The organism is Streptomyces sp. N50, from assembly GCF_033335955.1.
Taxonomy (GTDB): Bacteria; Actinomycetota; Actinomycetes; order Streptomycetales; family Streptomycetaceae; genus Streptomyces.
The window spans coordinates 4,129,243-4,152,071 of the sequence record NZ_CP137549.1 but is presented as its reverse complement, the minus strand read 5'-3'; the positions used below and the strand labels follow the sequence as shown (position 1 = coordinate 4,152,071).

Sequence of the window (22,829 nt, the reverse complement as noted above, 5' to 3'; positions counted from 1 at the left end):
TGACGAGCGGTGATTACCGTTCGTGCCTCGATGGTCACCGGTGCGGCGTACGCTGCGGAAGAGGGTTGGCGTTGTCTGCGGGCCCAGGCAACGGGGAGGGGTGACGTGACTGAACAGGTTGACGCGGAGGGTGAGTCGGGGCGTGCGGTGCTGGGACGGACGCTCCGGTATCTGCGTGAGAAAGCGGGGAAGTCGCTCGGGCAGCTGGCGGAGGACACCGGCTACGACAAGAGCTACCTGAGCCGGCTGGAGTCGGGGGAGCGGCTGTCCAAGGTGACGGTCATGGAGGACCTTGACGTTTATTACGAGGCCGGTGAGTTGCTGGTCAGCCACTGGAGGGTGGCTCGGCTGGACGCGTTCAAGGACCAGTACAAGAGGTTCATGGAGTTGGAGGCGACGGCGCGGGTCATGAGGAAGTTCGCGCTGGGCGTACCTGGACTGGTGCAGACCGAGGATTTCGCTCGGGAGGTGTTGTCCGGGGCTCAGACAACACCTGATCGTGCTGAACTGGTCGAGGAACAGGTGGCGGTGCGGCTGGGCAGGCAGTACCTGTTGCAGCAGAAACCGGAGCCCAACGTGCGCATCATCATGGACGAGTTCGCGTTCCGGCGCCCTGCTGCGAGTGGGAAGACCTGGACTGACCAGTTGCTGCGCCTTGAAGCCGTTGCGATGTGGCCCAACGTGACACTTCAGGTGCTGCCGTTCGGCGCCGGGGTCCACCACCACATGAACGGCACTGTGACGCTGCTGTGGCAGCAGGACGGAAGCGCCGTTGCCTACACGGAGGGCAACACCCGAGGCGAACTGATCGAGGAACCGGACGAGGTTCTGCGACACCGACTGTCCTACGATCGGCTCAGGGATCTTGCGTTGTCCCCGTCGGACTCGCTCGCGTTCATCAGGGACGTACTGGAGGAACACAGATCATGAAGTCCACCCCCGACCTCAGCACAGCCGCCTGGCGCAAGTCGAGCTACAGCGACGGGGGAGACAACAACTGCGTCGAGGTCGCCGACGGCCACCCCGGCCTCGTCCCCGTCCGGGACAGCAAAACCCCCGCCGCCCGCCCGTTGATCCTCGCGGCCGGGTCCTGGGCCGTGTTCGTGGACGGGGTCAAAGCCGGGGCGGCCGTGCGCACGTTCGGGTGACGTGGGTCGAAAGGCCTGACATCCGCCGCTACGGCTCCCTCATCGTTGATCTTCCGGTCGAATGCACGGCCGGGAGACCAACCACTGAGAGGGAACGGACGAGCCGGTTATGGTCGTAGACACGACGCGTCGAAGGAGGACATCGGTCATGGCTGCTCACGCTGCGGAACCCGAGTCGGTTGTCCCTCCGATGCCGGAGCGGACGCCGAAGGCGCTGCGCAAGGCCATCGCCCAGCACGCGCCCACGCTCCTCCCTGACTTCGACGCGCACTGGAAGTGGGCGATCGCCGACACCTACGACCTTGGTCCCGTGCCCGCCTTCGTGGCCCGCTGGTGGATCGAGTACGCGATCGCTCGTGATCCGAAGCTGGATGCTCACCTGCACGAGCTGGAACACCGTGCGGCTGAATCCACGGACATCGCCGAGGCCAGGGTTCTTCTCGACGAGGCGTCGAAGATTCGTCACCAGGCTTTGCGGACGGAGCCCGGCGAGTGACCGACGGGTTCATGGGGCCGCCTTGGCAGATGGACTGGCGGCTCGATGCTCTCGCTGCCCGCGACGCACTGCCCGACCGCATCCGCGAGATCGTCCACGCGGTGCGAGCCGAACTGGTCACGGCGAAGGACCCGTACTTCCGAGGCATCGAAACCGATGCGGATCTGCCTGAGGGCATGACCGTCGAGCCGGCGCTGTCGAGTCAGCCGAAGGGTGCTCGCATGTTCTTCTTCGACCAGGGAAAAGGCTGGCTCGTCTACACCTTCGTGCCACGCGTGGAGGACCCGCAGATCGTCGTGGAGCAGGTTTTCTGGCTGGGTGGCGAATCGCCCGAGGAACCTCTGGCGGAGTCGTGGTAGAGACCGCGACCATCCAGGTGCCCCGTCGGACCCGGGACCATCTCGCCCAAGTGGCCAAGGACAGGGGCCTCACCTTGAGACAACTCGTCGAGCAACTGGCCGCCGAGCAGTTGACGTTGGAACAGATCGCGGAGCGAGTGGCTGCCGCACGCAAGGTGCTCTAGACTCGCACCCCACCGGACGAGCAGCCCCCGCCCCAGCCGTGATCGACGGTCCCGTTCCAGCTGACGCACCCACGAACAGCGGCAACGTCGGCCCCGTTGGAACGGGGCCGTCGGGCAACTTGGAGTAGGCCCCTACGGCCGGTTCAGTCGCTCATCGTCCAAGTGTGGGATGCCCCCTGGTCGTTCGCGGGCCGAGTAGTCCTTGACGCCGGGCCCGGAGATGCTGTGGTTGGCCCATGAGGAGTCGTGGCCAGGTCACGTCGCTCTCCCGCCAGTGGTCGTTGCCGCTGCTGCACGCCGCAGACTGCGCGGACGTCGAGGTGGTGAGAATGGCGCCGGCCGCGAGGAGGGACGCAGCGAGGCGCGAGGTCGCGCGCTTCACAGTGGCGCGCTTCATGGAGTGGGAGACCCTTCATCGCTGAACGGTTCTTGTCGAGCAGAGCGGTGGAGACAGCGAGTGCGTGGGTGCGCAGGCAGCGCCACTCAGCTAGTTCGGCGTGCAGCCGTGGGTGGATCTCGGCGAGCGGGAGGCGGCCTTGCGCTGCCTCCGGCTTGAGGTTGTTGACGATCACCGACGTGCGGAGCCAGCGTGTCTGAACGCCGTAGAGCCGCTGGTTCGCTGTGGCGAGGCAGCCGTTCGGGAGTTTCACGTAGAGCTGGGCTTCGCCCGCGCCGAACAGGGCGTCGGAGACGCAGAGTTACTCGGCCTGCGGATGTGGGCTCTGGCCGGGGCACGCGTCGGTGAGGAGTTGGGTCGCCGCCTTGATGATCTCGTCAGGAGCGGCACGGGGAACGGAAGTTGAGACGGGGCCGCGCAGGCTGTGACGGTGGCGGTGAGGAACAGGCCTGCCGTCAGCAGCCTGGCGGCGATACACAGCGAGGGCATCCGTGGATCGGCTGGCCTCGCAGCCCATCTGCGCGTCGCTGACCCCGTCGAACTTGCCGCCCACTCGGACCAGTTGTCGGAATAGTCGTCCGGCCTGATCTCGCGGTAGAGACAGCCGCAGCCACCTTGGTAACTGATCGCGTACACGCTGACGGAGGTGTGCGAGTCGAAGGAGTATGCGCGCCGCTTCGGCCAGGGTCTGCCTTGCGGTAGCCCGGCGGCGAGTACACCCAGGTGCCGCCCATCTGGCTGGCCTGGAGCCAGAAATACACCTGCCCTGGCGATACGACGGCCGAGGCGGAGGCATGTGCTTGCGCGGAAACGGGTGCTCCGGCGGGCAGGAGTGTCGCGAAAGCAGCCGCGGCGATGGCGAGTCGACGCATGTGGAGAGTCACCGAGGATGGTGATCAAGTGCGGGCTAAGATCACCATCCTTTCGGGATGCCGGTATTGTGCCCCACTTGATCCGTGCGGTCTCACAAGTCGGATCGCGGCGGCTACGGCGTCTCAGGCGGCAGAGTCGGTGCTCCCGGCGGCCCCGCCGCCCAACTGTTGGACAGGGTGTCCGGTTGAGTAGACGTTGCCGTCTGGACGGGGCTTCCAATCGGTGCATGGAGGGTGCGGTGTGTTGGACCCTCCCCGTGCGGGCTCTACGGGCGCACGAACTTGACCGAGGACGTCTTGTTGTCGAACCCGTTGTTCGTTAGGTCCTTGTCGGAACTATCGGGCTTGGCTGCATAGCCGGACGTACCAGTGCAGTTCTTGGCGTCATAGAAGAGAACCTTGGCTGCTGAAGGGTTCTCCATAGAACTCGTCTTGTTGTTCAGCGCGGAAGACACGTTCATGCAGTCGCCAAACGTCGGTAGGTCCAAGCCGCCGGGGCCCCAGCTGGCGCCCTTGAAGTTGTCGTTCTCGTACGTGCAGAAGATGAAGCACTCGCCATCGGCGGCGGTGGCGTTCGGGGCTGAACCAATGAGACCTATCACACTAAGGGACAATACTGACAAAGCGCTTGCGGTGAGGGCCAGTGCGTGTTTCATCTGTGTATCTCCTGTGGGGGATGGCTAGATCCCCCACAGGCTACTTTGATCAGGCAGGCGGTGGCATCCAATATTTTTTGACGCTCGTATTGATGCTTCTCTGAGCGGTGGAAAGACGGATCGCCGCAAGTGGTGTCGCGTCGACCGTTTCGGCTGACGGATCCTGGCTGATGGTCAGACAGCTAGACGGGGCTGCCGTGCGGGCTGAATGGGTACGTGGCCAGCGTCTTTGCCGTGATCGCTATCTCACTACACTACGGGACGCGATCTGTCTCCGGCGGCGGAGTAGCCGCCCCCGGAATCCGTACCGTCGCCACCGTCCCCCCACCCGGCGCGTGCGCCAGGGTCACCTCGCCGCCGGCCTGTTCCACCGTGCGGGCGACGATCGACAGGCCCAGGCCGGAGCCGGGGAGGGCGCGCGCTGACGGCGAACGCCAGAACCGGTCGAAGACGTGCGGGAGTTCGTCGGCGGGGATGCCGGGGCCGTGGTCCCGGACGGTGAGGACGCCGTGGGTGAGCTGGACCTCGATCGTGCCGCCCTCGGGGCTGAACTTCACCGCGTTGTCGAGGATGTTGACGATCGCGCGTTCCAGGGCGGACGGCTCCGACTGCACGAACCACGGTTGTACGTCCGCCGTGATCGTCAACTCCGGTCCGCGCAGGCGGGCTCGGCGGAGCGCGGCCTCGACGGTGTCCTGGAGCGAGACCACCTGGACGCGCTCACCCCGCTGGCCCTCCGAGCGGGACAGCTCCTGCAAGTCGCCGATCAGGGACGCCAGTTCGGTCATCTGCGCCTTCACCGAGGCGAGGAGCGCCTTGCGGTCGGCCGGGGGGATCGGGCGGCCGGTCTCCTCGCTGCGGGTGAGGAGTTCGACGTTCGTGCGGAGGGAGGTGAGGGGGGTGCGGAGTTCGTGACCGGCGTCCGCGATGAGTTGCTGTTGCAGCTCGCGGGAGTTGGCGAGGGAGGTCGTCATCGAGTTGAACGAGCGGGAGAGGCGGGCGATCTCGTCGTCGCTGTCCTCGTCCACGGGGATGCGGATCGCCAAGTCCTCGGTACGGGCCACGTGTTCGACGGCTTCGGTGAGTTTGTCGACGGGGCGGAGACCTGCGCGGGCCACCGCGAGGCCTGCGGCTCCGGCGCCGACGACTCCGACGCCCGAGACGAGAAGGAGGACGAGCGCGAGGTCGTTGAGCGTGTTCTGGGTGCTCTTGAGGGGCATCGCAACGACGAGCGCGGTTTTGGGGTACAGCTGAGGCGGCCCTCCCACAGTGACGAGGAGAGGCGTGGTCAGCACACGTACGGCATTGCCGTCCGTGTCGACGCCGTTGCGGTAGACCCCCTTGAGGGTGGTCGAGATCCCCGTGAGGTTACTTGCGCTCTTGATCACGCTTTTGTCCGCGCCGGTGACCTTGACGGTGCCCGCCGAGTTCGAGGAGACGCAGCTCGTCCCGTCCGACTTGAGCAGCTGGATGTAGGAGCTCTGCGTCCGGAGGCCGTTGAAGTCGTTGGTGTCGTCGCTCTGCGTGTTCTGAACAGTGTGCGGACAACTGCCGAGGAGGCCCGCGACCTCGACGCCCCGCTGCGGCTGCGCCATCTTCCTGAGATCGCCGTCGACCTGGTTGTACAGCTTCCCCTGCACGATGAACCAGCAGGTCACCGAAACCGCCGCCACCCCGAACGCCACCGCCGCCGCGACCAGCATCGCCAGCCGGGACCGGATCGGCAGGGTCCGGAACCGGTGCAGGAACCGGTTGAGGACGTTCTTCACTCCGCTCCGCCCTGTCGCAGCACGTACCCCACGCCCCGCACCGTGTGCACAAGCCGAGGCTCGCCCCCGGCCTCGGTCTTCCGGCGCAGGTACATCACGTACACATCAAGGGAGTTGGAGGACGGCTCGAAGTCGAAGCCCCACACCGCCTTCAGGATCTGCTCGCGGGTGAGGACCTGGCGGGGATGCGCCAGGAACATCTCCAGGAGCGTGAACTCCGTGCGGGTCAGCTCGACTTGGCGGCCGTTGCGGGTGACCTCACGCGTCGCGAGGTCCATGCGGAGGTCGGCGAAGGTGAGGGAGTCGTCCTCGGGGGCGGTACCGGCTGCCGCGGCCGCCGCGTAGGAGCTGCGGCGGAGCAACGCCCGTACGCGGGCGAAGAGTTCGTCGAGTTCGAAGGGCTTGACCAGGTAGTCGTCCGCCCCGGCGTCCAGTCCCGTCACCCGGTCACCGACCGTGTCGCGCGCCGTGAGCATCAGGATCGGGGTCGTCGTACCGGCGCCCCGCATCCGGCGGGCCGCCGTCAGGCCGTCCATGCGCGGCATCTGGATGTCGAGGACGACCAGGTCGGGCTGGTACGCGGTCGCCTTCTCCAGCGCGTCCGCGCCGTCGACGGCGACCTCGGTGTCGTACCCCTCGAACGCGAGGCTGCGCTGGAGTGCTTCGCGCACAGCCGGCTCGTCGTCCACGATCAGGATGCGCTGGGTGTCACGGTCGCCTTCGGCGGGGCTCATGGGCTGGATTCCTCGGGTGCGGTGGGACGGAGAGACAACGATCGGCTGGTCGCAATCAGCCTCGCATGTTTCCCGGCCGGTGCGTGAAGAGGGGAGGAAGTGAGAAAAAGCGTGAGATCGGCCTCGCCCTCACATCCTCGACGGGATCAGCCTCGCATCGTCTGGAGGCGGTTCAGCGGCACCTTGCGGTGGTGCGGGCGGGCCGCGCTGGTGCGCAGCCCCATCAGCTCCGGGACGGGCGCCACTTCCGGTGCCCGCGCGGCCGGCGCGTGCAGTTCGTACGCCACCCCGAGGGCCAGGCCGAGACCGGCCGCTCCGGTGTCGGTCACCGTGTGCGAAACCTGCTTGATCATGACGTACTCCCTACTGATCGCTACTGATCGCTACTGATCACTGATCACTGATCGCTGGACTACGACCTAGCTGTCGGAACCGCCCGCCCGCAGCGAAGCCAGGTCCGCCTTGACGGTGTTGATCGGGATGGCGAAGCCGATGCCGATGCTTCCGGCCTCGGAGGACGAGGACGAGGAGTCCGAACTGGACGAGTACATCGCGGAGTTGATGCCGATGATGTTGCCGTTCGCGTCGATCAGGGCGCCGCCGGAGTTGCCGGGGTTGAGGGACGCGTCGGTCTGGATCGCCTTGTACGTCGTGGTCGAGGAGCCCGTGTCGCCGTTGAACTGCTGGCCGCCGAACTGGAACGGCCACTGGCCGCTGCCGCCCGAATCCTGGCTCTGGCTCTGGCTCTCGTCGGTGGAGACGGTCACGTCACGGTTCAGGGCGGAGACGATGCCGCTGGTGACCGTGCCGGTCAGGCCCTCGGGGGAGCCGATCGCGACGACCGTGTCGCCGATCTGGACGCCCGCGGAGTTGCCGAGGGTGGCCGCCTTCAGGCCGGAGGCGCCCGACAGCTTGAGGAGCGCGAGGTCCTTCTTGCTGTCCGTGCCGACGACCGTCGCGGTGTACGTCTTGCCGTTGCTCGTCTTGACCTTGACGGACGTGGCGCCGGAGATGACGTGGTTGTTGGTGACGACCTCACCGCCGGCGGTGATGATCACGCCGGCGCCGGTCGACGAACCGTTGCTCAGGGTGGCCTCGACCTCGACCACGCTCGGGCTCACGGTCGCGGCGATCGTGGCGACGTCGCCCCTCTTGCTGGAGGGCACGACGGCCGTGGTGGTGCTGGAGGTGGCGACGGTGTCCTTGCCGGTCAGCTCCTGGAAGGCGTACGCCGTGCCGCCGCCGACGGCCGCGGCGACGATCGCCACGGCGGCGAGCAGCGCGAGCGGACCCCGGGTGCGCTTCTTCGGCTTGGGCGCCTCGCCGTGGACGTGGGTGAGGAGAGCGGTGTCGCCGCCGCCACCGTGAGCGCCGCTGCCGTCGGCGGCGAGAGCTCCGCCGTCACCGGCGCCGTAGCCGTCACCGCCGCCGTACGCTCCGCCGTCGGCGCCGAAGGCGGCCTGCGGGGCGGGCGAGGGGGCGGGAGCCTGGGCCGGCCACGCGGGTGCGGCCGGCTGCTGCGTCTGCTGCGCGGGCTGAGGCTGCTGCACCGGAGGCTGGTAGGCCGGCGGGGGCGGCCACTCCGGGTTCACGGGAGAAGAGGCGTGCTGCTGCTGGGGGTACGCCTGCGGCTGGTCGCCCTGGGGGGTCTCGTACTCGCCGCTGCGGCGGAAGCTCTCGGTCATGGAACAGAGCCTGTCGCGCGATCATGAGAGGTACCTGAGTGCCCGCTGAGAAGCCCGACAGAACCTCGTATGCCCGATATAAAGACGCCGGAGCCCCGGAAACTCGGGGATTCCAGTGAACCCTGTGGCAGGTGGAGCGATCCCCGTGACCGCCGTGGCGACCCCCGTGACCGCCGCCGTGGCGAACCCGGCGACCTCCGCTACAGGTGGGCTCAGCCCTCGCACCCGCACGACTGCCGTATCACCAGCCGCGACGGGAACACCTTCAGCCGCTCACGCCGAGACCCCGCCACCCGCAGCCCGTCGTCGAGGACGAGGTCCACCGCCGCGCGGGCCATCGCGGGCCGGTCCGATGCGATCGTTGTCAGCTTCGGGTCGGCCAGAGCCGCTTCCTTGATGTCGTCGAAGCCGATGACACCCAGCTCGCGCGGCACGTCGATGCGCAGCTCGCGCGCGGCCCGCAGCAGGCCGATCGCCTGGTCGTCGGTGGAGCAGAAGATCGCGGGGGGCCGGCGCGGGCCGGAGAGGATGCCGAGGGCGACCTGGTACGCGTCGTAGCGGTTGTACGGGGCTTCGAAGAGGCGTCCCTCGGTCGGCAGACCGGCCTCGGTCATCGCGCGCCGCCAGCCCTCGACGTGGTCGGAGACCGGGTCACCGACGGACGGTGTCTCCGCCGTACCGCCCATACAGGCGACGTAGTCGTAGCCGTGCTCCAGGAGGTGGCGGACGGCGAGCTGGGCGCCGCCGAGGTCGTCCGTGACGACCGCCACGTCGTCGATCGCCTCGGGGCGTTCGTGGAGGAGGACGACGCGGGCGTCCCACGCCTCGATCTCCGCCGCCGCGTTGTCGTTCAGCGCGTGGCTGACGAGGATCAGGCCGGAGACCCGCATCCCCAGGAACGCGCGCAGGTAGTGGACCTCGCGCTCGCCCACGTAGTCGGAGTTGCCGACCAGGACCATCTTTCCGCGCTCGGACGCGGCCTGTTCGACCGCGTGCGCCATCTCCCCGAAGAAGGGCTGGCGCGCGTCCGGCACGATCAGGCCTATGAGGTCCGTACGCCGCGACGCCATGGCCTGGGCCACCCGGTCGGGTCGGTACCCCAGTTCCTTGATCGCGGCGAGGACACGCTCGCGCGTGGCCGGGGCAACCGGCCGGGGTCCGTTGTTGATGACATAGCTGACAACGGCGGTCGAAGTACCCGCCAGCCGCGCCACATCATCCCGAGTCACCTTGGCCACGCGCGGAGTCTACGCGGATGGACCGGCTCTGGGCAGGGCGTTTCGAAGCTTCTCTCAGCTTCCGCGCACCATCTCCGCGCGGAGCCGACACCGAGAAGCGACGCCCTGCCCGGAACGGTTACGCCTCGGCCGGGATCTCGGCGGCGTCCAGCGCGGCCGAATCGGCCCTGGCGTCCGCATCCTCCGGCTTTGCGTCGGTGATGGCGGCGCTTGCCTTGAGCTTGGCCTCTTCGCCGCCCCGGTCACCCTTCTCCGGGGTAACGAATCGATAACCGACGTTCCGGACGGTCCCGATCAGCGACTCGTGCTCGACTCCGAGCTTCGCGCGCAGGCGCCGTACGTGGACGTCGACCGTCCGCGTACCGCCGAAGTAGTCGTAGCCCCAGACCTCCTGCAGCAGCTGGGCGCGCGTGAAGACGCGGCCCGGGTGCTGGGCGAGGTACTTGAGGAGCTCGAACTCCTTGAAGGTCAGGTCGAGGACCCGGCCCTTGAGCTTGGCGGAGTACGTCGCCTCGTCGACCGACAGGTCGCCGTTGCGGATCTCCATGGGGGAGTCGTCGTTGACGATCTGCTGGCGGCCCATGGCCAGGCGCAGTCGCGCCTCGACCTCGGCGGGGCCCGCCGTGTCGAGCAGGACGTCGTCGATGCCCCAGTCGGCGGTGACGGCGGCGAGGCCGCCCTCGGTGACGACGAGGATGAGCGGGCACCCCGGGCCGGTGGACCGGAGGAGCTGACACAGGCTGCGCACCTGGGGCAGGTCACGGCGGCCGTCGATCAGGATGACGTCGGCACCCGGGGTGTCGACGAGTGCGGGGCCTTCCGCCGGTGCCACGCGCACGTTGTGCAGCAGCAGGCCAAGGGCCGGAAGCACCTCCGTCGACGGCTGGAGGGCATTGGTCAGGAGCAGCAGAGAACTCATATGTCTGGTTCCTCCTCGGTCCCTGCGAGGACGTATGCGGCACTGCGGCATTACGGCGATGCTCTGTGCTGACGGGGGCCCTGTATCTCCGGCGGCCACCTGGGGTTTCCCGAGGTTTCCCGCTTCGTATACAACGCTCCCGAAAGCACAAAAGGACCCGGGGGCTTCGCTGCCCGAGTCCTCTGTCCAGCAGAATAGCCCACATGAGCGCTGGTACGGCAGGTCATGTGGCACGATCCACCGTTCGTCCGAACTCTGAGACGATCAGACGTACACCTTTGCGGACGTTTCTGCACACCGACGACGGGGTGACGATCGATTCCGTATACGAACCGGGGGCACCCGTATACGACGCCTCCCGGTCACCTTCCGGTGATCCCGTGTTCGTCGTGGCGCACGGTTTCACGGGCGATGTGGACAAGCCCCATGTACGCCGGGTCGCCGAGGCGTTCCTCCAGTACGGGGCCGTGGTCACCTTCTCCTTCCGGGGCCACGGCGCCTCCGGCGGACGCTCCACCGTCGGCGACCGCGAGGTCCTCGATCTGGCCGCGGCGGTCGCCTGGGCGCGCGAACAGGGGCACGCGCGCGTGGTCACCGTCGGCTTCTCGATGGGCGGTTCGGTGGTGCTGCGGCACGCGGCGCTCTACGGCTCTCAGGCGCACGCCGACGGCCAGAGGCGCGAGGGGCGCACAGAAGCGCACACGGACGCGGTGGTTTCCGTGAGTGCGCCGGCCCGTTGGTACTACCGAGGCACGGCCCCCATGCGCAAGCTGCACTGGCTGGTGACCCGCCCCGAGGGCCGCCTGGTCGGCCGCTACGGCCTCAACACCCGTATCGAGCACAGGGGTTGGAACCCGGTCCCGCTCTCCCCCGTCGAGGCGGTCCCGCGCATCGCGCCCACCCCGCTCCTCATCGTGCACGGCGACCGCGACGGCTACTTCCCCGTCGACCACCCCCGCATGCTGGCCGACGCCGCCGGTGACCAGGCCGAACTCTGGCTGGAGCCGGGCATGGGTCACGCCGAGCACGCGGCCGCCGACGACCTGCTGGAGCGCATCGGGCGCTGGGGCAATTCACAGGGCGGCTAGCCTGACGGGTGTTGACGCCCGATCCGTCGACACCGATCTACGAGGAAGCAACAAGCACATGCCAAAGGTCACGGTGCGCTACTGGGCCGCCGCGAAGGCCGCGGCCGGTATCGCCGAGGAGCCGTACGACGCGGTCACCCTCGCCGACGCCCTCGCCGCCGTCCGCGAGCGACACCCCGGGGAACTCGCCCGCGTACTGCTGCGATGCTCGTTCCTCGTCGACGGTGACCCCGTGGGCACCCGCGGACATGAGACGGTACGGCTGGCCGAGGGCGGCACGGTCGAGGTGCTCCCGCCGTTCGCAGGAGGATGAGCGAAGCGATGAGCAACCAGCCGTACGAGGGCCCGTACGAGGGCTATGGCGAGGGCTACGACCCCTACGCCCAGCAACAGCAGCAGCCCCACGCCCAACAGCAGCAGCCCCAGCAGGCACAAGCACAGGCACAGGCACAGGCGTGGCCCGGCCACCAGCAGGCGTACGACGATCCGCAGGCGGCCCAGCAGTACACCCAGCAGTGGCAGGGCCAGACCTGGGACACCCAGGTCCAGCAGTCGAGACCCTCCGCGTCCGACCTGGCGTACTTCCCGCCGCAGAACTACCAGGCGCCGCAGCCGAGTTACGACCCCCACGCCCAGGCCCCCGTAGCCGCGCCCCCGGCCCCCGCCACCCCGGACGAGGCCGCCGGCTACGGCCCGCCCTCCCTCGCCGGCAACGCCCGCATCACCGACGCCCAGCGGGCCCGCCTCGAAGGCCGTTCGCCGATCATCGAACCCGGGATGCAGCCGGCCGGCCTCACCGCCGTACTGGCGCTCCTGCTCTCCGTCACCGCGCAGGTCGGGTCGTACGCCCTCGTCGTACCGCTCGTGATTCTGCAGGCCGTGACGGCGGCGGGCTGGTTCCGGCTGAACGGGATGTGGCCGGCCCGGCAGGGCATCGCGCTGGCCTTCGCGGGGGCGCTCGTCGCGGACGTGGCGCTGCTCGCGGCCGGGCGGGAGAACGGCCCCGCCGCGATCCTCGGCACCCTCGGTGTCTGGGTCCTGCTCTCCCTCGTCATGCAGCTGCGCTCGCACGCCGACCCGGACACCCGCATCACCGGCCTGATGGCGACGGTCGCCTCGGCGGCCCTGGCCATCGTCGCGACCGGACACCTCGCGGCCGACCCGGACGCGGTGACGGTCGGCGCGGCCGCGGTCGCCGTCGCGATCCTGGCCCGCGCGCTGCCGTTGCCGACCGTGGCGTCGGTCGTCGTCTCGCTGCTCGCCGCCGCCGGTGCGGGCATCGCCGTAGGAGGGATGACGGGCATGGGCGCTAAGGGCGCGCTGCTCGGCGCGGGCGCGGCGGTCTGCGCGCTGATCGGCCACCGGGTGGCGAGCTACGACTACCCGTCCCGCTTCGTCCACTTCACCGCCGGTGTGGCCCTGCCGCTCACCGCGGCGGCCCCGGCGGTCTACCTGCTGGGGCGGGCGCTGGTGTAACCCGGCGCCTGCCAAGTTCCTTGCCGTAGGCGGTAGTTGGTCGCGTAAGCGGTGTGTAGGCCGAAGTTAAGAGCAGTGTCACAGCTGATCGACAATTTCCCGGTACACGCGTCTCGCAGGACTAACCTCGCGATCAGCGGCCACCCGGTCGTCGTACCGCTGTCGTCGATGACCGCCTAGGTGGGGAACACCGCATGCGCGCGCTGCGAATACTTCTGATCGTCGTCGTGATTCTGGGAGGGCTCTTCGTCGTCGCCGACCGGGTGGCGGTGCACTTCGCCGAGCAGGAGGTCGCGGACCGGGTGAAGTCGTCGGAGAACCTGGCCTCCACCCCCGACGTCTCCATCAAGGGCTTCCCCTTCCTCACCCAGGTCGCCTTCGGGGACCTGGACGACGTCGAGATCGGCATCCAGAGCTACGAGGCGCCCACGGGCAACACGACCGGCGGCGCCACCACGATCCGGATCGACGACCTCAAGGCCCGGATGAAGGGCGTCAAGCTCTCGCTCACCGGCAACACCGCGACCTCGGCGACCGCGACCAGCGCGACGGGCACCGCGAGCATCTCCTACGACCAGCTCCTCAAGGCCGCCAAGTCCCAGCCGACGGAGGTCTTCACCGGCGTCACGGCACAGCTCGTCAGCCTCTCCGACGGCGGCGACGGCAAGATCAAGGCCGACATGAAGGTCACGGTCACCGGGATCGGGACGACGACGTATCCGGTGCTCAGTACGGTCACCGTCGAGGGCAACACGGTGAAGGTGCACGCGGACAACCTGCCCAAGCTGGTGGTCAACCTCGCCGACTCCCGCGTCCGCTCGATCACCGACTTCCAGCAGACGATCAGCGAACTGCCGGGCGGGGTGAAGCTGGACAGTGTGCAGGCCGCGAAGGGCGGTGTGGACATCAAGGTGAAGGGTTCGAACGTCAACCTGGCCGGGTAGGACGACGTGCGGTGTCGTTCTGGGTGGGCGGTGCGTGTCCGAGGGGCGAGACGGTGGTGTCCGTGCGGGGGCGGGGTTAACGGCCGCGGGGTCCTGGATTCCCCGCCGTAGGGCCGCTGGTGACCGTCTCGTCTCACATGGCGGACGATCGCGTCTCAAAATACGACACACCGGTGACATGTCCGGCGATCCGTCCCTACGATCGTCGTTATGAAGCGCCAGGCGGACGACCTCACGAAGCGGCGGGCAGTAGACCTGTGCCGCGTCGCCGCCATGCTCTGTCGCACTTTCTGAGCGGAAGCGCAGGCTTCCGTCTTCCCCCCCCCGTGTCCCTGACCAGGGACACCCGCGCGAGCGCGCACCCTTTCTCTCACGCACCGCACCGCCGTAACTGCCCCGGAGGAGAAAAGCATGAGCCGCAGTGACGTCCTGGTCGACGCCGACTGGGTCGAGGCCAACCTCGACAACGCGGACATCGCCATCGTCGAGGTCGACGAGGACACGTCCGCGTACGAGAAGAACCACATCCGCAACGCCATCCGGATCGACTGGACGAAGGACCTCCAGGACCCGGTACGCCGTGACTTCGTCGACCAGGAGGGCTTCGAGAAGCTCCTGTCCGGCAAGGGCATCGGCAACGACACGCTGGTGATCCTCTACGGCGGCAACAACAACTGGTTCGCGTCGTACGCCTACTGGTACTTCAAGCTCTACGGCCACGACAACGTCAAGCTCCTCGACGGTGGCCGCAAGAAGTGGGAGCTGGACGCCCGCGAGCTGGTCGAGGAAGTCCCCGCGCGCGCCGAGACGTCCTACAAGGCGAAGCCGCAGAACACCGCGATCCGCGCCTTCCGTGACGACGTCGTGGCCGCCATCGGCGCCCAGAACCTGGTCGACGTCCGTTCGCCCGACGAGTTCAGCGGCAAGCTGCTCGCGCCGGCGCACCTCCCGCAGGAGCAGTCGCAGCGTCCGGGTCACGTCCCGTCCGCCCGCAACATCCCGTGGTCGAAGAACGCCAACGACGACGGCACGTTCAAGTCGGACGACGAGCTCAAGGAGCTCTACGCCGACGAGCAGGTCGACCTGGCCAAGGACACCATCGCGTACTGCCGTATCGGCGAGCGCTCGGCCCTGACCTGGTTCGTGCTGCACGAGCTGCTCGGTGTCGAGAACGTCAAGAACTACGACGGTTCCTGGACCGAGTACGGCTCCCTGGTCGGCGTTCCGATCGAGCTCGGCGCCAACAAGTAAGCCCCGACCAGCCCCAACCCCGTAAGGACAGACCATGTGTGGAGCGAAGGCCGGCGGCCCCGACGCCTCGACGATCAAGCCCGGTGAGACCACCATCCAGGGCCAGGTGACCCGCAACGGCGAGCCGGTGACGGGCTACGTCCGGCTCCTGGACTCGACCGGCGAGTTCACCGCGGAGGTCCCGACCTCCGCGACGGGCCAGTTCCGCTTCTACGCGGCCGAAGGCACCTGGACCGTCCGCGCCCTCGTGCCGGGCGCCACCGCCGACCGCACGGTCGTCGCCCAGACGGGCGGGCTGGCGGAGGTGGCGATCGCGGTCTGATCGCCGTAACGCGAAAAGGGCCGCACCCGCTTCCGGGTGCGGCCCTTTGGCGTGCCCAGGCCTACCCTGGAAGCATGCTGGCTCGCCGCCGTCGCACGTACTTCGTCATGATGGGCATCTGCATCGGGCTCTTCGTCCTGGCCTGGGGAGTCGTGCGGATCTGGTCGGTGCCCGTGGCCGTGGGGATGTGTGTGGTCGCGATGCTGATCCCGCCGGTCGCCGCGATGGTCGCCAACCGGCGCGGCCCCGACGACCGCTGGTGGGACGACCCCTCCGGCGACCCCAAGTCCGACGAGTGGTGGGACGAGCTGGACGGGAAGAAGCGCCGCCAGTAGGGCAGGGCGGGGAAGAGTGGGTAGAGGGCAGGCATGTCGCCTACGACTCTGACCACCGTGGTGTTCGACGCGCCTGACGCGCACGAGCTGGCCGACTTCTACTGCCGGCTGCTCGGGTACGTGGTGCGGGAGGACGAGCCCGACTGGGTGGTCATCGTGCCGCCCGCGGGAGGCACCGGCCTCTCCTTCCAGACCGAGCCCGAGTACGTCCCGCCGGTGTGGCCCACCCGCAAGCCCGGTCACCAGCAGATGATGCTGCACCTCGACATCGAGGTCGACGACCTGGCGGCCGAGACGGCGAGGGCGGTGGCGGAGGGGGCCACGCTCGCCGATTACCAGCCCCAGGACCACGTACGGGTCTTCTTCGACCCGGCGGGCCACCCGTTCTGCTTGTGGCGACGGGAGTAGACGGGAGCGGACGGGAGTAGACGGGAGCGGACGGGACTGGGGGGTCGGTCAGAGTTCGTCCTTGGGGTTGGGGTTGGTGCCGTCGTTGAGGGCGATGGCCAGCAGGGAGGCGGCCTGGCGGGCGTCGGAGATGTCGGCGCCGGCGACGCTCGTGCTGGCGCCGTCGTCCGTGCCGTTGACGTGGCCGACGTAGACGTGGCTGACGTTGGCCCAGTTCCGGATCAGGGCGATCTGCTGGGAGCTGTAGGTGACCGAGTCCCCGCTGTCGAAGGAGGGCGCGACCCGGTCGGCCAGGGTACGGAAGCGGGCCGCCTCCGAGATGCCGAAGATGACGCTGAGCAGACCGCGGGCCTGGTTGAGCCGGGACGAGCTGGTGCTGGCCAGGTCGAACAGGGCCTGCGAGAGGGGGCCGGGGCCGATGGTGACACCGGTCAGGGACTGGTTGCCGACCCGGGACAGGGCGTCGTAGCCCTCCCGGCCGACGAAGAAGTTGTCGTCGGTGCTCGACTCGTTGGGGACGTTCCGGATGAGGTTGAGGACGCGGTTGTGGGACGTGCCGACCGTGTAGACCCGCACCACGTACAGGTCGCTGAGGCGCACCACGGCGTGCACGGTGGGGGCGAAGTGTCCCGGGGAGCTGATGACGACGTCGGCGAAGTTGTTCGTCCGCCTGTTGTCCAGGACGGTGACGGTGACCCGGTTGCCCCGCGTGTTGACCACCGGACCGGTCAGCCGCGCGTTGGCCGTGCTGCGGGCCAGCGCGTCCAGGGCGCTGAGCATGGCGCGGTAGCCGTCGGTACCGTCGTCGATGTTCCAGTGGACCTGCGGGAAGTTGGTCTGCGCCACCTCCTGCGCGTCGAGCTTCACAGTGTGGGACGCGGGCGCGGCGCCGGCCGCCCCCGGGGAGGACATGCCGGATGACATGCCGGATGTGCCGGACACCACGACCGCTCCCGCGAGGACGCACGGAAGGGCTGCCGAGAGGCTGACACGTCGGACGACGCTGGCACGCATGGGGGGCTCCGATCGGTAGGAGGAGGGGGAGGAAACAGAGCCATATGTCCGGCTCGGTCCCACCGAGACTCACATCGACGGAGTTGATTCACACCCCCTTCCACCAGGGAAATCAATCCCACGGCCAGCCCAAGGGCGGCTGCTTCACGCGCAGGTCAACCAGACGCGGGCCGCAGGTTGTTCAGGAGCAGGCCGAGGGTGAACTCGAAGCGGTCGGGGCCGGTGCCGGAGATCAGGTCGGCGGCGTGGGCCCGGGTCTGCGGGAACCGCTCGGCCGGCAGGGCCGTGAAGCGGGCCAGCAGCTCCTCCTGGCTGAGCACCCATTCCGGGTCCTCGCGCCGGTGCCGTTGCCGGACCAGTGACTGTTCCAGGGCGTACGCGCTGACGTAGAGGGACAGCGCGTCGCGGGCCCAGCCGGCCGTCCTCGGTTCGACGCCGCCCGCGAGCAGGATCGCCAGAATTCCCTCGCCGACCCGCAGCGTCTCCAGGCTGGTCGGCACCATGGCCAGCGCGGCGCGCGAGACTCCGGGGTATTTCAGGTACAGGTCGCGGATCTGGGTGTACACCCCGAGCAGTTGCCCGCGCCAGGCGGCCGGGTCCGGTTCGGGGAGCGTGACCTCGGCGTAGAGCCTGCCGATCAGCAGGTCGTCGATGTCGTCCTTGTTGACGATGTGCGCGTACAGCGACGACGGACCGGTGCCGAGCACGGCGGCGACCCGGCGGATGGTCAGCGCGTCGTATCCCTCGGTGGCTACGACTTCCAGGGCGGCGTCGGTGATCCGGTCGACGGTGATCGGCTTCTTGCGGGCCGCGCGGCGTTGACGGGGATCACGGGGATCACGGGGATCACGGGGATCAGCGGGCATGCCGATCACCCTACCTTGACACGAACTAAGTTCGTTAAGTAGAACTTAGTTCGTCATAACGAACTTAGTTCGTGCCGAGGCGCCGAAGTACCGAAGTACCGAGGTGTCGAGGTGCCGAGGTATCGATATCCCGGAGGTACGTCATGCGCGTTTCCGTAGTCGGAGCCGGTCTGGGAGGCCTCGCTCTCGCCCAAGGCCTGCGCGGTGCCGGCATCGAGGCCGACGTGTTCGAGCGCGACCCGGGGATCGTCGCCCGGTTCCAGGGCTACCGGCTCGTGCTGAACCCGACCGGGTTCCAGGCGCTGCGCGACTGCCTGCCCCCGCGCTGGCACCCGCTGCTGGACGAGATCGTCATGGACGCCTCCGCCGAGCAGCTCATCCTGGACCCCCAGCTGAACGAGATCGGCAGGCTCGGCGCGGGCCGCACCGGCATCGTGGTCGACCGGCAGGTGCTACGACACCTGCTCCTGACCGGCCTCACCGTGCACACCGGCGCCGCGCTGACCGGCTACGACGTGCAGCCTGACGGCACCGTCCAGGCCCGGTTCGCCCACCGCGACCCGGCCACCGCCGACCTCCTCGTCGGCGCGGACGGCGTCATGTCGGCGGTCCGCGGGGTGCTGTCGCCGCGGACCACCCCGACCGACACCGGCGTCCGTTTCGTCATCGGCCGCACGCCGCTGACCGACGAGTTCGCCGGCCTGTCCAAGGCGTACGGCTCGAAGATCGCGGGCGACGGCGTCAGCCTGCTGCTCGGCGCGATGCGCTTCCGCACCCCGCCGAAGCAGGCCGCCGAGCAGCTGGCCCCCGACGTCACGCTGCCCGACATCGGCGACTACGTGCGCTGGGCCATGATCCTGCCCTCCAACGGCGGCTCGCTGGAGAACGTGACCGCGCAGGACGCCGTGCTGTCCAGGATGGAGGGCTGGCACCCGGAGCTGCGCGCGCTGATCGAGCAGGCCGACCCGGACAACAGCGCGTTGCTGTCCATCCGGGTGGTCGAGCCCGCCGAGCGCTGGGCGCCCGGCCCGGTCACGCTGCTCGGCGACGCGATCCACGCGACCTCCCCGACCGGGGGCAACGGCGCGAACACCGCGCTGCGCGACGCGGACCTGCTGCGCCGCTGCCTGATCGAGGCGGACGGCGGCCGCCGGGATCTGCTCGGCGCGGTCGGCGACTACGAGCGGCAGATGTTCGAGTACGGCGCGGAGGCCGTGCGCAGCAGTCTTGAGAGGCTGCCGGCGTTCGCCCCCGGAGCGAAGGTGTCCTGAGGCGGGGTTGTCCTTGGTACGGGGCGGCGTCTCAGGTCGTCGCGAGGATCGCCATCAGCAGACCGCCGATGCAGAGCGCGGTGAGCGCGCCTGTCCAGAAGGCGTCCTCGCACAGGGCACGGGGTGCGCGAAACTTCTGCGTATCGCGGCAGGAGCAGGGGGCGTGACCAAGGGGCGTCACTCGGCCGGGGCGTCGCCGATCCTGAGTTCGTTCACCCACTCCTGTGCCGCGGTCAAGTCGTCGGCGGTGCCCACCACTTGGTAAGTGAAGCCGTCCCACTCCTCCAGGACGCGTGGCTCGTCGGGCCGGAGGTGACCGGCGCCGCCGTGCATGGGTCGGTGCCGCCGGAAGACGTCCATCGGCGGGCGGCGCCGCTTGTCGTACGGCGCGAGCGGGTCGTCGGCATCGGCGCGCGGGACGGCGCGCGACGGCTGGTTCGGCGGTCCGGGTCGGCTGTGCTTGCCCATGCGCTCGATGGTCTCAGGCCGCGATCGTCGTCGGCCTGGCGGCGGCGAGTTCCTTCGCCCGGGTCCGTACGTCGTCGACCGTGGTGGTTCCGTACGGACGGGCAGCGTCCAGCAGCGTGTTGAGACGGGACGCGACGAGTGTGGAGTCGATGCGGGCGGCGTCGTCGAGCGCATCGTGGGCCGCGGCGGCACGGTGTCGTTCATGCCGGCCCGTACCCACGCGGCGCCGGTGTTCGGCAACCCCGCACACTGGGCCGCCGGCCTGCCGGACAGGCCCCGGACCGCCCGGCAGAGCCCGGAGCGGATCAGCGCCGCCACGGAGGAGGCGTTCCACCTGCGCTTCCTCGCCCAGAGCGCCGTACCCGACGCACAGATGGTCACCGTCGGCGAGACCGTGCACCTGGTCGACGTCGTCACCGGCTCCGCCGCCATCCTCACCCCGTACGACGGCCGGTGGCAGGTGCGCGAGGGCGGCCCGGTGCGGTTGTGGGAGCGGGTCGAGCGCGTCCTGGACGCCTACGACGCGGCCGACCGGCCGGGGCCCGAGACCTTCAGCCTGCACGTCCATGACGGCGGGCAGCACCTGCGGCACCCACAGATGCCGAGCTTGCCGCTGCCCCGGCCCTGACGTGCGCCTGGGACGTTCAGGTCGTCGCGATGATCGCCATCAGCAGGCCGCCGATGCACATCGCGGTGAGCGCGCCGGTCCAGAAGGCGTCCTCGCGCAGCGCCCGGGGTGCGCGGAACCGTCGCCGACGCCGGGCGGGTGAGGGTGTGGGTGAGGGTGTGGGTACAGGCGCGGCGGGTGGTGGTGCCGGGGGCTCCGCCTGTCGTACGACGGGCAACGGCGCCGCCGGCATGAGCGGGGGCGGTAGCGTCCAGGCCGGGGGGACCTGGATCAGCTGGTGAGGGCGGGGACGGTTCATACGGCGTGGGCCTCGCTGCGGTGTTTGCGGAGCAGGACGTTCGCGTCGGTCTCGGCGCTGTAGTCGCGGGCGGTGCGGGCCGCTGCGCGGAGCTCGGCCAGTTCCGCGCACCCGGCGCAACCGGGGGCGGGTTGCGGGGGTACGGCGACCAGGAACGGGGCGTCGGTGCGGGCGCGGTGGTTCGCTGCGCGGACGCCGGCGCTGATGCGTTCCGCGTCTGTGGCGGGGCGGAGTGACCCCGGGTCGGCCTGCCATTCGCGTCCGCCGCCGACGGGGCGCAGCAGGGCGTAGGGCCCTGCCTTGTCCTGGTACTCGCCGACCGTGTCGGTCGCCGGGTCGTAGAGCAGCGTTCCGGGTTCCATCGGCGTCTCCTCCTCTTCCTTTTTGTGTAACTTCCGTACAGAATGCGACAGTTGTATTACTCTGTGCATTCCTGGGTGTGTTACGAGGATGGCCCAGGGCGGAGGCGAATGCGGTACCAACGGGCTCAACTTCCGCGCGGGGCACGCCAAATTCCACAAATTCCACAGCAACGGGAGGTCGAGATGCCGCAACGGCTGGTGGTTACGGAGATGAGCCATGAGCCCAGGAAGCGGTTTGCCGAGGAACTGGTGAGGTTGAGGCGTGAACGGGGCCTGAGTCTGCGGGAGTTGGGGAAGGCGTTGGGGTGGGACGCGTCGCAGTTCGGGAAGATGGAGCGTGGCGGCACGCTGGGTGGGCCCGAGGTCGTACAGGCGTTGGATCAGTACTACGGCACGGCGCCGCTGCTACTCACCTTGTGGGAACTGGCAGTTGGGGACCCGAGGCAGTTCAAGGAGCAGTACCGGCGGTACATGGCGCTGGAGGCCGAGGCTCTGGGGTTGTGGCAGTACTCCGTGAGCGCTCCGCCAGGTTTGCTCCAGACGGACGGGTACGTGAGGGAGGCCCTCACGGCAGGCGGGCTCCGAGGCGAAGAACTGGAGCAGCAGGTTGAAGCGCGCGTGCGGCGACGGAAGTTGCTGGAGGGCGAGGATGCACCGCCGTTCCGCGCCATCATCTCCGAAGCGGTGCTGCGCATGGGGATGCGCGACAAGCGAGCCTGGCGTCAGCAGTTGGGGTTCCTGGCTGAGGTGGCGGAGCACCCGAACATCACGCCCCACGTTCTGCCGTTCGGCAGCGGAGTCCACGGTCTGACGAACACCGACACCATGTTCCTGAGGCTGCCCGACGGTCGTACCGTGGCTTACACAGAGAACGATGTGCGCGGCGAACTGATCGAGGAAACCGAACGGGTTGAGCGCCTCCAACGTGCATATGATGCGGTACGCGACCTGGCCATGTCCCCGGCGGAGTCGCGATCGTTCGTCCTGCAGATGTTGGAGGAAGTGCCGTGCGAGCCATCGACTTGAGCAATGTGACGTGGCGCAAGAGCAGTTACAGCAACTCGGACGGCGGCAACTGCATCGAAGTGTCCGACGACTTCCTGAGCGCCGCCGACTGGCGCACGAGCAGTTATAGCAACACGGACGGCGGTAACTGCGTCGAGGTCGCCTCCAACCTCCCCCTCGTCCCCGTCCGCGACAGCAAGAACCCCGCCCACGGCACCCTGATCTTCGGCGTCGAGGCCTGGTCGGAGTTCGTCAACTCGGCCAAGGGGCAGGCGGCTCAGTAGACCAACGCCTGCGTACCCTCCGCCATAACCTCCTGTACGAACACCTGCGCCCCGGCGATCCGCACCCCCTCGATGACATCCTTCTCGGCGATGTCCCGCCGGGCCGCGCACTGCGTGCACAACGTGACGTGGCCCGTTGCGAGTACCGAGTCGATCAGGTCCGGCAGCGGCGCGGCGTGCGGGAGTTCGAACTCGGCGGCGCGGCCCGGGAGGGCGAACCAGGCGGACTCGCCGGTCAGCCACAGGGAGACGTCCACTCCGCTGGCGACGGCGACCGCGGCGACCGTAAAGGCCTGTGAGCAGCGTTCGGGGGCGTCGGCCCCTGCGGTCACCTTGATCACGAGCTTCTTCGACATGGCCGAATCGTAATCA

The 22,829-nt window shown here is 68.8% G+C and carries 31 protein-coding genes and 1 pseudogene; 18 read left to right on the top strand and 14 right to left on the bottom strand.

Going from position 1 to position 22,829, the window contains the following annotated elements; genetic code table 11:
* Positions 1-105: 105 nt before the first annotated feature.
* The 5 genes from R2B38_RS18320 (at position 106) to R2B38_RS18300 (ending at position 2,167) form a co-directional block, all read left to right on the top strand.
* Positions 106-930: a helix-turn-helix transcriptional regulator gene (locus tag R2B38_RS18320; protein WP_318021723.1), complete on the top strand. Its 825-nt coding sequence runs from the start codon at positions 106-108 to the stop codon at positions 928-930.
* Complete coding sequence (locus R2B38_RS18315; RefSeq protein WP_318017199.1) at positions 927-1,148, top strand: DUF397 domain-containing protein; 222 nt, start codon at positions 927-929, stop codon at positions 1,146-1,148. Before R2B38_RS18320 ends, R2B38_RS18315 begins: the two co-directional genes overlap by 4 nt.
* Before the next feature lie 148 nt (positions 1,149-1,296).
* Positions 1,297-1,644: a DUF6247 family protein gene (locus tag R2B38_RS18310; RefSeq protein WP_318017198.1), complete on the top strand. Its 348-nt coding sequence runs from the start codon at positions 1,297-1,299 to the stop codon at positions 1,642-1,644.
* Positions 1,641-2,003 carry a hypothetical protein gene (locus R2B38_RS18305; RefSeq protein ID WP_318017197.1) on the top strand — a complete coding sequence of 121 codons (363 nt, stop codon included), beginning with the start codon at positions 1,641-1,643 and terminating at the stop codon, positions 2,001-2,003. Before R2B38_RS18310 ends, R2B38_RS18305 begins: the two co-directional genes overlap by 4 nt.
* The gene (locus tag R2B38_RS18300; protein WP_318017196.1) at positions 1,997-2,167 is read left to right on the top strand and encodes a hypothetical protein; all 171 of its coding nucleotides are present in this window, start codon (positions 1,997-1,999) and stop codon (positions 2,165-2,167) included. Before R2B38_RS18305 ends, R2B38_RS18300 begins: the two co-directional genes overlap by 7 nt.
* Positions 2,168-3,702: 1,535 nt before the next feature.
* Here R2B38_RS18300 and R2B38_RS18295 read toward each other — a convergent pair.
* The 7 genes from R2B38_RS18295 to R2B38_RS18265 all read right to left on the bottom strand — a co-directional run bounded on the left by R2B38_RS18295 (position 3,703) and on the right by R2B38_RS18265 (position 10,437).
* Positions 3,703-4,092, bottom strand: a complete 390-nt coding sequence (locus R2B38_RS18295; protein ID WP_318017195.1) for a peptidase inhibitor family I36 protein — start codon at positions 4,090-4,092, stop codon at positions 3,703-3,705.
* Between the two features lie 254 nt (positions 4,093-4,346).
* Entirely contained in the window at positions 4,347-5,795 is a 1,449-nt protein-coding gene (locus R2B38_RS18290) for a HAMP domain-containing sensor histidine kinase (RefSeq protein WP_318021721.1), read from the bottom strand.
* A gap of 62 nt (positions 5,796-5,857) precedes the next feature.
* On the bottom strand, positions 5,858-6,595 hold the full coding sequence (locus R2B38_RS18285; RefSeq protein WP_019073726.1) for a response regulator transcription factor: 738 nt from the start codon (positions 6,593-6,595) through the stop codon (positions 5,858-5,860).
* A 146-nt stretch (positions 6,596-6,741) separates the two neighbouring features.
* Positions 6,742-6,948: a hypothetical protein gene (locus tag R2B38_RS18280; RefSeq protein ID WP_033281327.1), complete on the bottom strand. Its 207-nt coding sequence runs from the start codon at positions 6,946-6,948 to the stop codon at positions 6,742-6,744.
* 66 nt (positions 6,949-7,014) lie between these two features.
* Entirely contained in the window at positions 7,015-8,280 is a 1,266-nt protein-coding gene (locus tag R2B38_RS18275; protein ID WP_318017194.1) for a S1C family serine protease, read from the bottom strand.
* Between the two features lie 212 nt (positions 8,281-8,492).
* Positions 8,493-9,518, bottom strand: a complete 1,026-nt coding sequence (locus tag R2B38_RS18270; protein ID WP_078652459.1) for a LacI family DNA-binding transcriptional regulator — start codon at positions 9,516-9,518, stop codon at positions 8,493-8,495.
* Between the two features lie 118 nt (positions 9,519-9,636).
* Complete coding sequence (locus R2B38_RS18265; RefSeq protein WP_318017193.1) at positions 9,637-10,437, bottom strand: response regulator transcription factor; 801 nt, start codon at positions 10,435-10,437, stop codon at positions 9,637-9,639.
* 203 nt (positions 10,438-10,640) lie between these two features.
* Here R2B38_RS18265 and R2B38_RS18260 point away from each other — a divergent pair, with 203 nt between their 5' ends.
* The 9 genes from R2B38_RS18260 (at position 10,641) to R2B38_RS18225 (ending at position 16,261) form a co-directional block, all read left to right on the top strand.
* A complete protein-coding gene (locus R2B38_RS18260) occupies positions 10,641-11,525 on the top strand; it encodes an alpha/beta hydrolase (protein WP_318017192.1) in 885 nt (294 codons plus the stop codon).
* Between the two features lie 58 nt (positions 11,526-11,583).
* The gene (locus R2B38_RS18255; protein ID WP_033281322.1) at positions 11,584-11,838 is read left to right on the top strand and encodes a MoaD/ThiS family protein; all 255 of its coding nucleotides are present in this window, start codon (positions 11,584-11,586) and stop codon (positions 11,836-11,838) included.
* 8 nt (positions 11,839-11,846) lie between these two features.
* Positions 11,847-13,001 (top strand): hypothetical protein, encoded by a 1,155-nt coding sequence (locus tag R2B38_RS18250; RefSeq protein ID WP_318017191.1) that lies wholly within the window; start codon positions 11,847-11,849, stop codon positions 12,999-13,001.
* A gap of 194 nt (positions 13,002-13,195) precedes the next feature.
* Positions 13,196-13,945: a DUF2993 domain-containing protein gene (locus R2B38_RS18245; RefSeq protein ID WP_318017190.1), complete on the top strand. Its 750-nt coding sequence runs from the start codon at positions 13,196-13,198 to the stop codon at positions 13,943-13,945.
* A gap of 210 nt (positions 13,946-14,155) precedes the next feature.
* Positions 14,156-14,239 (top strand): putative leader peptide, encoded by an 84-nt coding sequence (locus R2B38_RS51325; protein ID WP_366433785.1) that lies wholly within the window; start codon positions 14,156-14,158, stop codon positions 14,237-14,239.
* A gap of 117 nt (positions 14,240-14,356) precedes the next feature.
* Positions 14,357-15,196 (top strand): sulfurtransferase, encoded by an 840-nt coding sequence (locus R2B38_RS18240; RefSeq protein ID WP_318017189.1) that lies wholly within the window; start codon positions 14,357-14,359, stop codon positions 15,194-15,196.
* Positions 15,197-15,230: 34 nt separating this feature from the next.
* Positions 15,231-15,518, top strand: coding sequence for a DUF1416 domain-containing protein (locus R2B38_RS18235; RefSeq protein WP_019064558.1), 288 nt, complete (start codon positions 15,231-15,233; stop codon positions 15,516-15,518).
* Positions 15,519-15,592: 74 nt separating this feature from the next.
* Positions 15,593-15,853 carry a DUF3099 domain-containing protein gene (locus tag R2B38_RS18230; RefSeq protein WP_200686975.1) on the top strand — a complete coding sequence of 87 codons (261 nt, stop codon included), beginning with the start codon at positions 15,593-15,595 and terminating at the stop codon, positions 15,851-15,853.
* A 33-nt stretch (positions 15,854-15,886) separates the two neighbouring features.
* The gene (locus R2B38_RS18225; RefSeq protein ID WP_318017188.1) at positions 15,887-16,261 is read left to right on the top strand and encodes a VOC family protein; all 375 of its coding nucleotides are present in this window, start codon (positions 15,887-15,889) and stop codon (positions 16,259-16,261) included.
* Between the two features lie 48 nt (positions 16,262-16,309).
* Here R2B38_RS18225 and R2B38_RS18220 read toward each other — a convergent pair whose 3' ends face one another.
* Positions 16,310-17,275 carry a ribosome-inactivating family protein gene (locus R2B38_RS18220; protein ID WP_318017187.1) on the bottom strand — a complete coding sequence of 322 codons (966 nt, stop codon included), beginning with the start codon at positions 17,273-17,275 and terminating at the stop codon, positions 16,310-16,312.
* A gap of 155 nt (positions 17,276-17,430) precedes the next feature.
* On the bottom strand, positions 17,431-18,141 hold the full coding sequence (locus R2B38_RS18215; protein ID WP_318017186.1) for a helix-turn-helix domain-containing protein: 711 nt from the start codon (positions 18,139-18,141) through the stop codon (positions 17,431-17,433).
* Between the two features lie 143 nt (positions 18,142-18,284).
* On the opposite strand from R2B38_RS18215, the gene R2B38_RS18210 reads away from it, so the two are divergent.
* The gene (locus R2B38_RS18210; RefSeq protein ID WP_318017185.1) at positions 18,285-19,412 is read left to right on the top strand and encodes an FAD-dependent oxidoreductase; all 1,128 of its coding nucleotides are present in this window, start codon (positions 18,285-18,287) and stop codon (positions 19,410-19,412) included.
* Between the two features lie 177 nt (positions 19,413-19,589).
* Here the strand turns inward: R2B38_RS18210 and R2B38_RS18205 are convergent, their stop codons facing one another.
* Positions 19,590-19,880 (bottom strand): DUF6087 family protein, encoded by a 291-nt coding sequence (locus R2B38_RS18205; protein WP_318017184.1) that lies wholly within the window; start codon positions 19,878-19,880, stop codon positions 19,590-19,592.
* Between the two features lie 13 nt (positions 19,881-19,893).
* Positions 19,894-20,100: a hypothetical protein gene (locus tag R2B38_RS18200; protein WP_318021953.1), complete on the bottom strand. Its 207-nt coding sequence runs from the start codon at positions 20,098-20,100 to the stop codon at positions 19,894-19,896.
* Between R2B38_RS18200 and R2B38_RS18195 the strand changes: the two are divergent.
* Positions 20,068-20,508, top strand: a pseudogene (locus tag R2B38_RS18195) (SAM-dependent methyltransferase); the annotation flags it as partial. The gene R2B38_RS18200 and the pseudogene R2B38_RS18195 sit on opposite strands and share 33 nt — an antisense overlap.
* Before the next feature lie 16 nt (positions 20,509-20,524).
* Here the strand turns inward: R2B38_RS18195 and R2B38_RS18190 are convergent.
* Together R2B38_RS18190 and R2B38_RS18185 are read right to left on the bottom strand one after the other, a co-directional pair.
* Positions 20,525-20,806: a hypothetical protein gene (locus R2B38_RS18190; RefSeq protein ID WP_318017183.1), complete on the bottom strand. Its 282-nt coding sequence runs from the start codon at positions 20,804-20,806 to the stop codon at positions 20,525-20,527.
* Positions 20,803-21,168 carry a hypothetical protein gene (locus tag R2B38_RS18185; RefSeq protein WP_318017182.1) on the bottom strand — a complete coding sequence of 122 codons (366 nt, stop codon included), beginning with the start codon at positions 21,166-21,168 and terminating at the stop codon, positions 20,803-20,805. The genes R2B38_RS18190 and R2B38_RS18185 overlap by 4 nt, the downstream gene beginning before the upstream one ends.
* 183 nt (positions 21,169-21,351) lie before the next feature.
* Between R2B38_RS18185 and R2B38_RS18180 the strand changes: the two genes are divergently transcribed.
* A complete protein-coding gene (locus R2B38_RS18180; RefSeq protein ID WP_318017181.1) occupies positions 21,352-22,194 on the top strand; it encodes a helix-turn-helix transcriptional regulator in 843 nt (280 codons plus the stop codon).
* Positions 22,176-22,457 (top strand): DUF397 domain-containing protein, encoded by a 282-nt coding sequence (locus R2B38_RS18175; RefSeq protein WP_318017180.1) that lies wholly within the window; start codon positions 22,176-22,178, stop codon positions 22,455-22,457. The genes R2B38_RS18180 and R2B38_RS18175 overlap by 19 nt, the downstream gene beginning before the upstream one ends.
* Here R2B38_RS18175 and R2B38_RS18170 read toward each other — a convergent pair.
* Positions 22,451-22,813: a DsrE family protein gene (locus R2B38_RS18170; protein ID WP_318017179.1), complete on the bottom strand. Its 363-nt coding sequence runs from the start codon at positions 22,811-22,813 to the stop codon at positions 22,451-22,453. The genes R2B38_RS18175 and R2B38_RS18170 overlap by 7 nt on opposite strands.
* Positions 22,814-22,829 lie beyond the last annotated feature (16 nt).

Excerpts from the sequence above, each read along its gene's own strand:
- R2B38_RS18290 (WP_318021721.1), bottom strand. The coding sequence starts at position 5,795 with ATGCTGGTCGCGGCGGCGGTGGCGTTCGGGGTGGCGGCGGTTTCGGTG.
- R2B38_RS18285 (WP_019073726.1), bottom strand. The coding sequence starts at position 6,595 with ATGAGCCCCGCCGAAGGCGACCGTGACACCCAGCGCATCCTGATCGTG.
- R2B38_RS18205 (WP_318017184.1), bottom strand. The coding sequence starts at position 19,880 with ATGGGCAAGCACAGCCGACCCGGACCGCCGAACCAGCCGTCGCGCGCC.
- R2B38_RS18275 (WP_318017194.1), bottom strand. The coding sequence starts at position 8,280 with ATGACCGAGAGCTTCCGCCGCAGCGGCGAGTACGAGACCCCCCAGGGC.
- R2B38_RS18280 (WP_033281327.1), bottom strand. The coding sequence starts at position 6,948 with ATGATCAAGCAGGTTTCGCACACGGTGACCGACACCGGAGCGGCCGGT.
- R2B38_RS18215 (WP_318017186.1), bottom strand. The coding sequence starts at position 18,141 with ATGCCCGCTGATCCCCGTGATCCCCGTGATCCCCGTGATCCCCGTCAA.
- R2B38_RS18225 (WP_318017188.1), top strand. The coding sequence starts at position 15,887 with ATGTCGCCTACGACTCTGACCACCGTGGTGTTCGACGCGCCTGACGCG.
- R2B38_RS18220 (WP_318017187.1), bottom strand. The coding sequence starts at position 17,275 with ATGCGTGCCAGCGTCGTCCGACGTGTCAGCCTCTCGGCAGCCCTTCCG.
- R2B38_RS18310 (WP_318017198.1), top strand. The coding sequence starts at position 1,297 with ATGGCTGCTCACGCTGCGGAACCCGAGTCGGTTGTCCCTCCGATGCCG.
- R2B38_RS18180 (WP_318017181.1), top strand. The coding sequence starts at position 21,352 with ATGCCGCAACGGCTGGTGGTTACGGAGATGAGCCATGAGCCCAGGAAG.
- R2B38_RS18260 (WP_318017192.1), top strand. The coding sequence starts at position 10,641 with ATGAGCGCTGGTACGGCAGGTCATGTGGCACGATCCACCGTTCGTCCG.
- R2B38_RS18190 (WP_318017183.1), bottom strand. The coding sequence starts at position 20,806 with ATGAACCGTCCCCGCCCTCACCAGCTGATCCAGGTCCCCCCGGCCTGG.
- R2B38_RS18235 (WP_019064558.1), top strand. The coding sequence starts at position 15,231 with ATGTGTGGAGCGAAGGCCGGCGGCCCCGACGCCTCGACGATCAAGCCC.
- R2B38_RS18240 (WP_318017189.1), top strand. The coding sequence starts at position 14,357 with ATGAGCCGCAGTGACGTCCTGGTCGACGCCGACTGGGTCGAGGCCAAC.
- R2B38_RS18185 (WP_318017182.1), bottom strand. The coding sequence starts at position 21,168 with ATGGAACCCGGAACGCTGCTCTACGACCCGGCGACCGACACGGTCGGC.
- R2B38_RS18210 (WP_318017185.1), top strand. The coding sequence starts at position 18,285 with ATGCGCGTTTCCGTAGTCGGAGCCGGTCTGGGAGGCCTCGCTCTCGCC.
- R2B38_RS18170 (WP_318017179.1), bottom strand. The coding sequence starts at position 22,813 with ATGTCGAAGAAGCTCGTGATCAAGGTGACCGCAGGGGCCGACGCCCCC.
- R2B38_RS18230 (WP_200686975.1), top strand. The coding sequence starts at position 15,593 with ATGCTGGCTCGCCGCCGTCGCACGTACTTCGTCATGATGGGCATCTGC.
- R2B38_RS18315 (WP_318017199.1), top strand. The coding sequence starts at position 927 with ATGAAGTCCACCCCCGACCTCAGCACAGCCGCCTGGCGCAAGTCGAGC.
- R2B38_RS18265 (WP_318017193.1), bottom strand. The coding sequence starts at position 10,437 with ATGAGTTCTCTGCTGCTCCTGACCAATGCCCTCCAGCCGTCGACGGAG.
- R2B38_RS51325 (WP_366433785.1), top strand. The coding sequence starts at position 14,156 with ATGAAGCGCCAGGCGGACGACCTCACGAAGCGGCGGGCAGTAGACCTG.
- R2B38_RS18295 (WP_318017195.1), bottom strand. The coding sequence starts at position 4,092 with ATGAAACACGCACTGGCCCTCACCGCAAGCGCTTTGTCAGTATTGTCC.
- R2B38_RS18255 (WP_033281322.1), top strand. The coding sequence starts at position 11,584 with ATGCCAAAGGTCACGGTGCGCTACTGGGCCGCCGCGAAGGCCGCGGCC.
- R2B38_RS18245 (WP_318017190.1), top strand. The coding sequence starts at position 13,196 with ATGCGCGCGCTGCGAATACTTCTGATCGTCGTCGTGATTCTGGGAGGG.
- R2B38_RS18250 (WP_318017191.1), top strand. The coding sequence starts at position 11,847 with ATGAGCAACCAGCCGTACGAGGGCCCGTACGAGGGCTATGGCGAGGGC.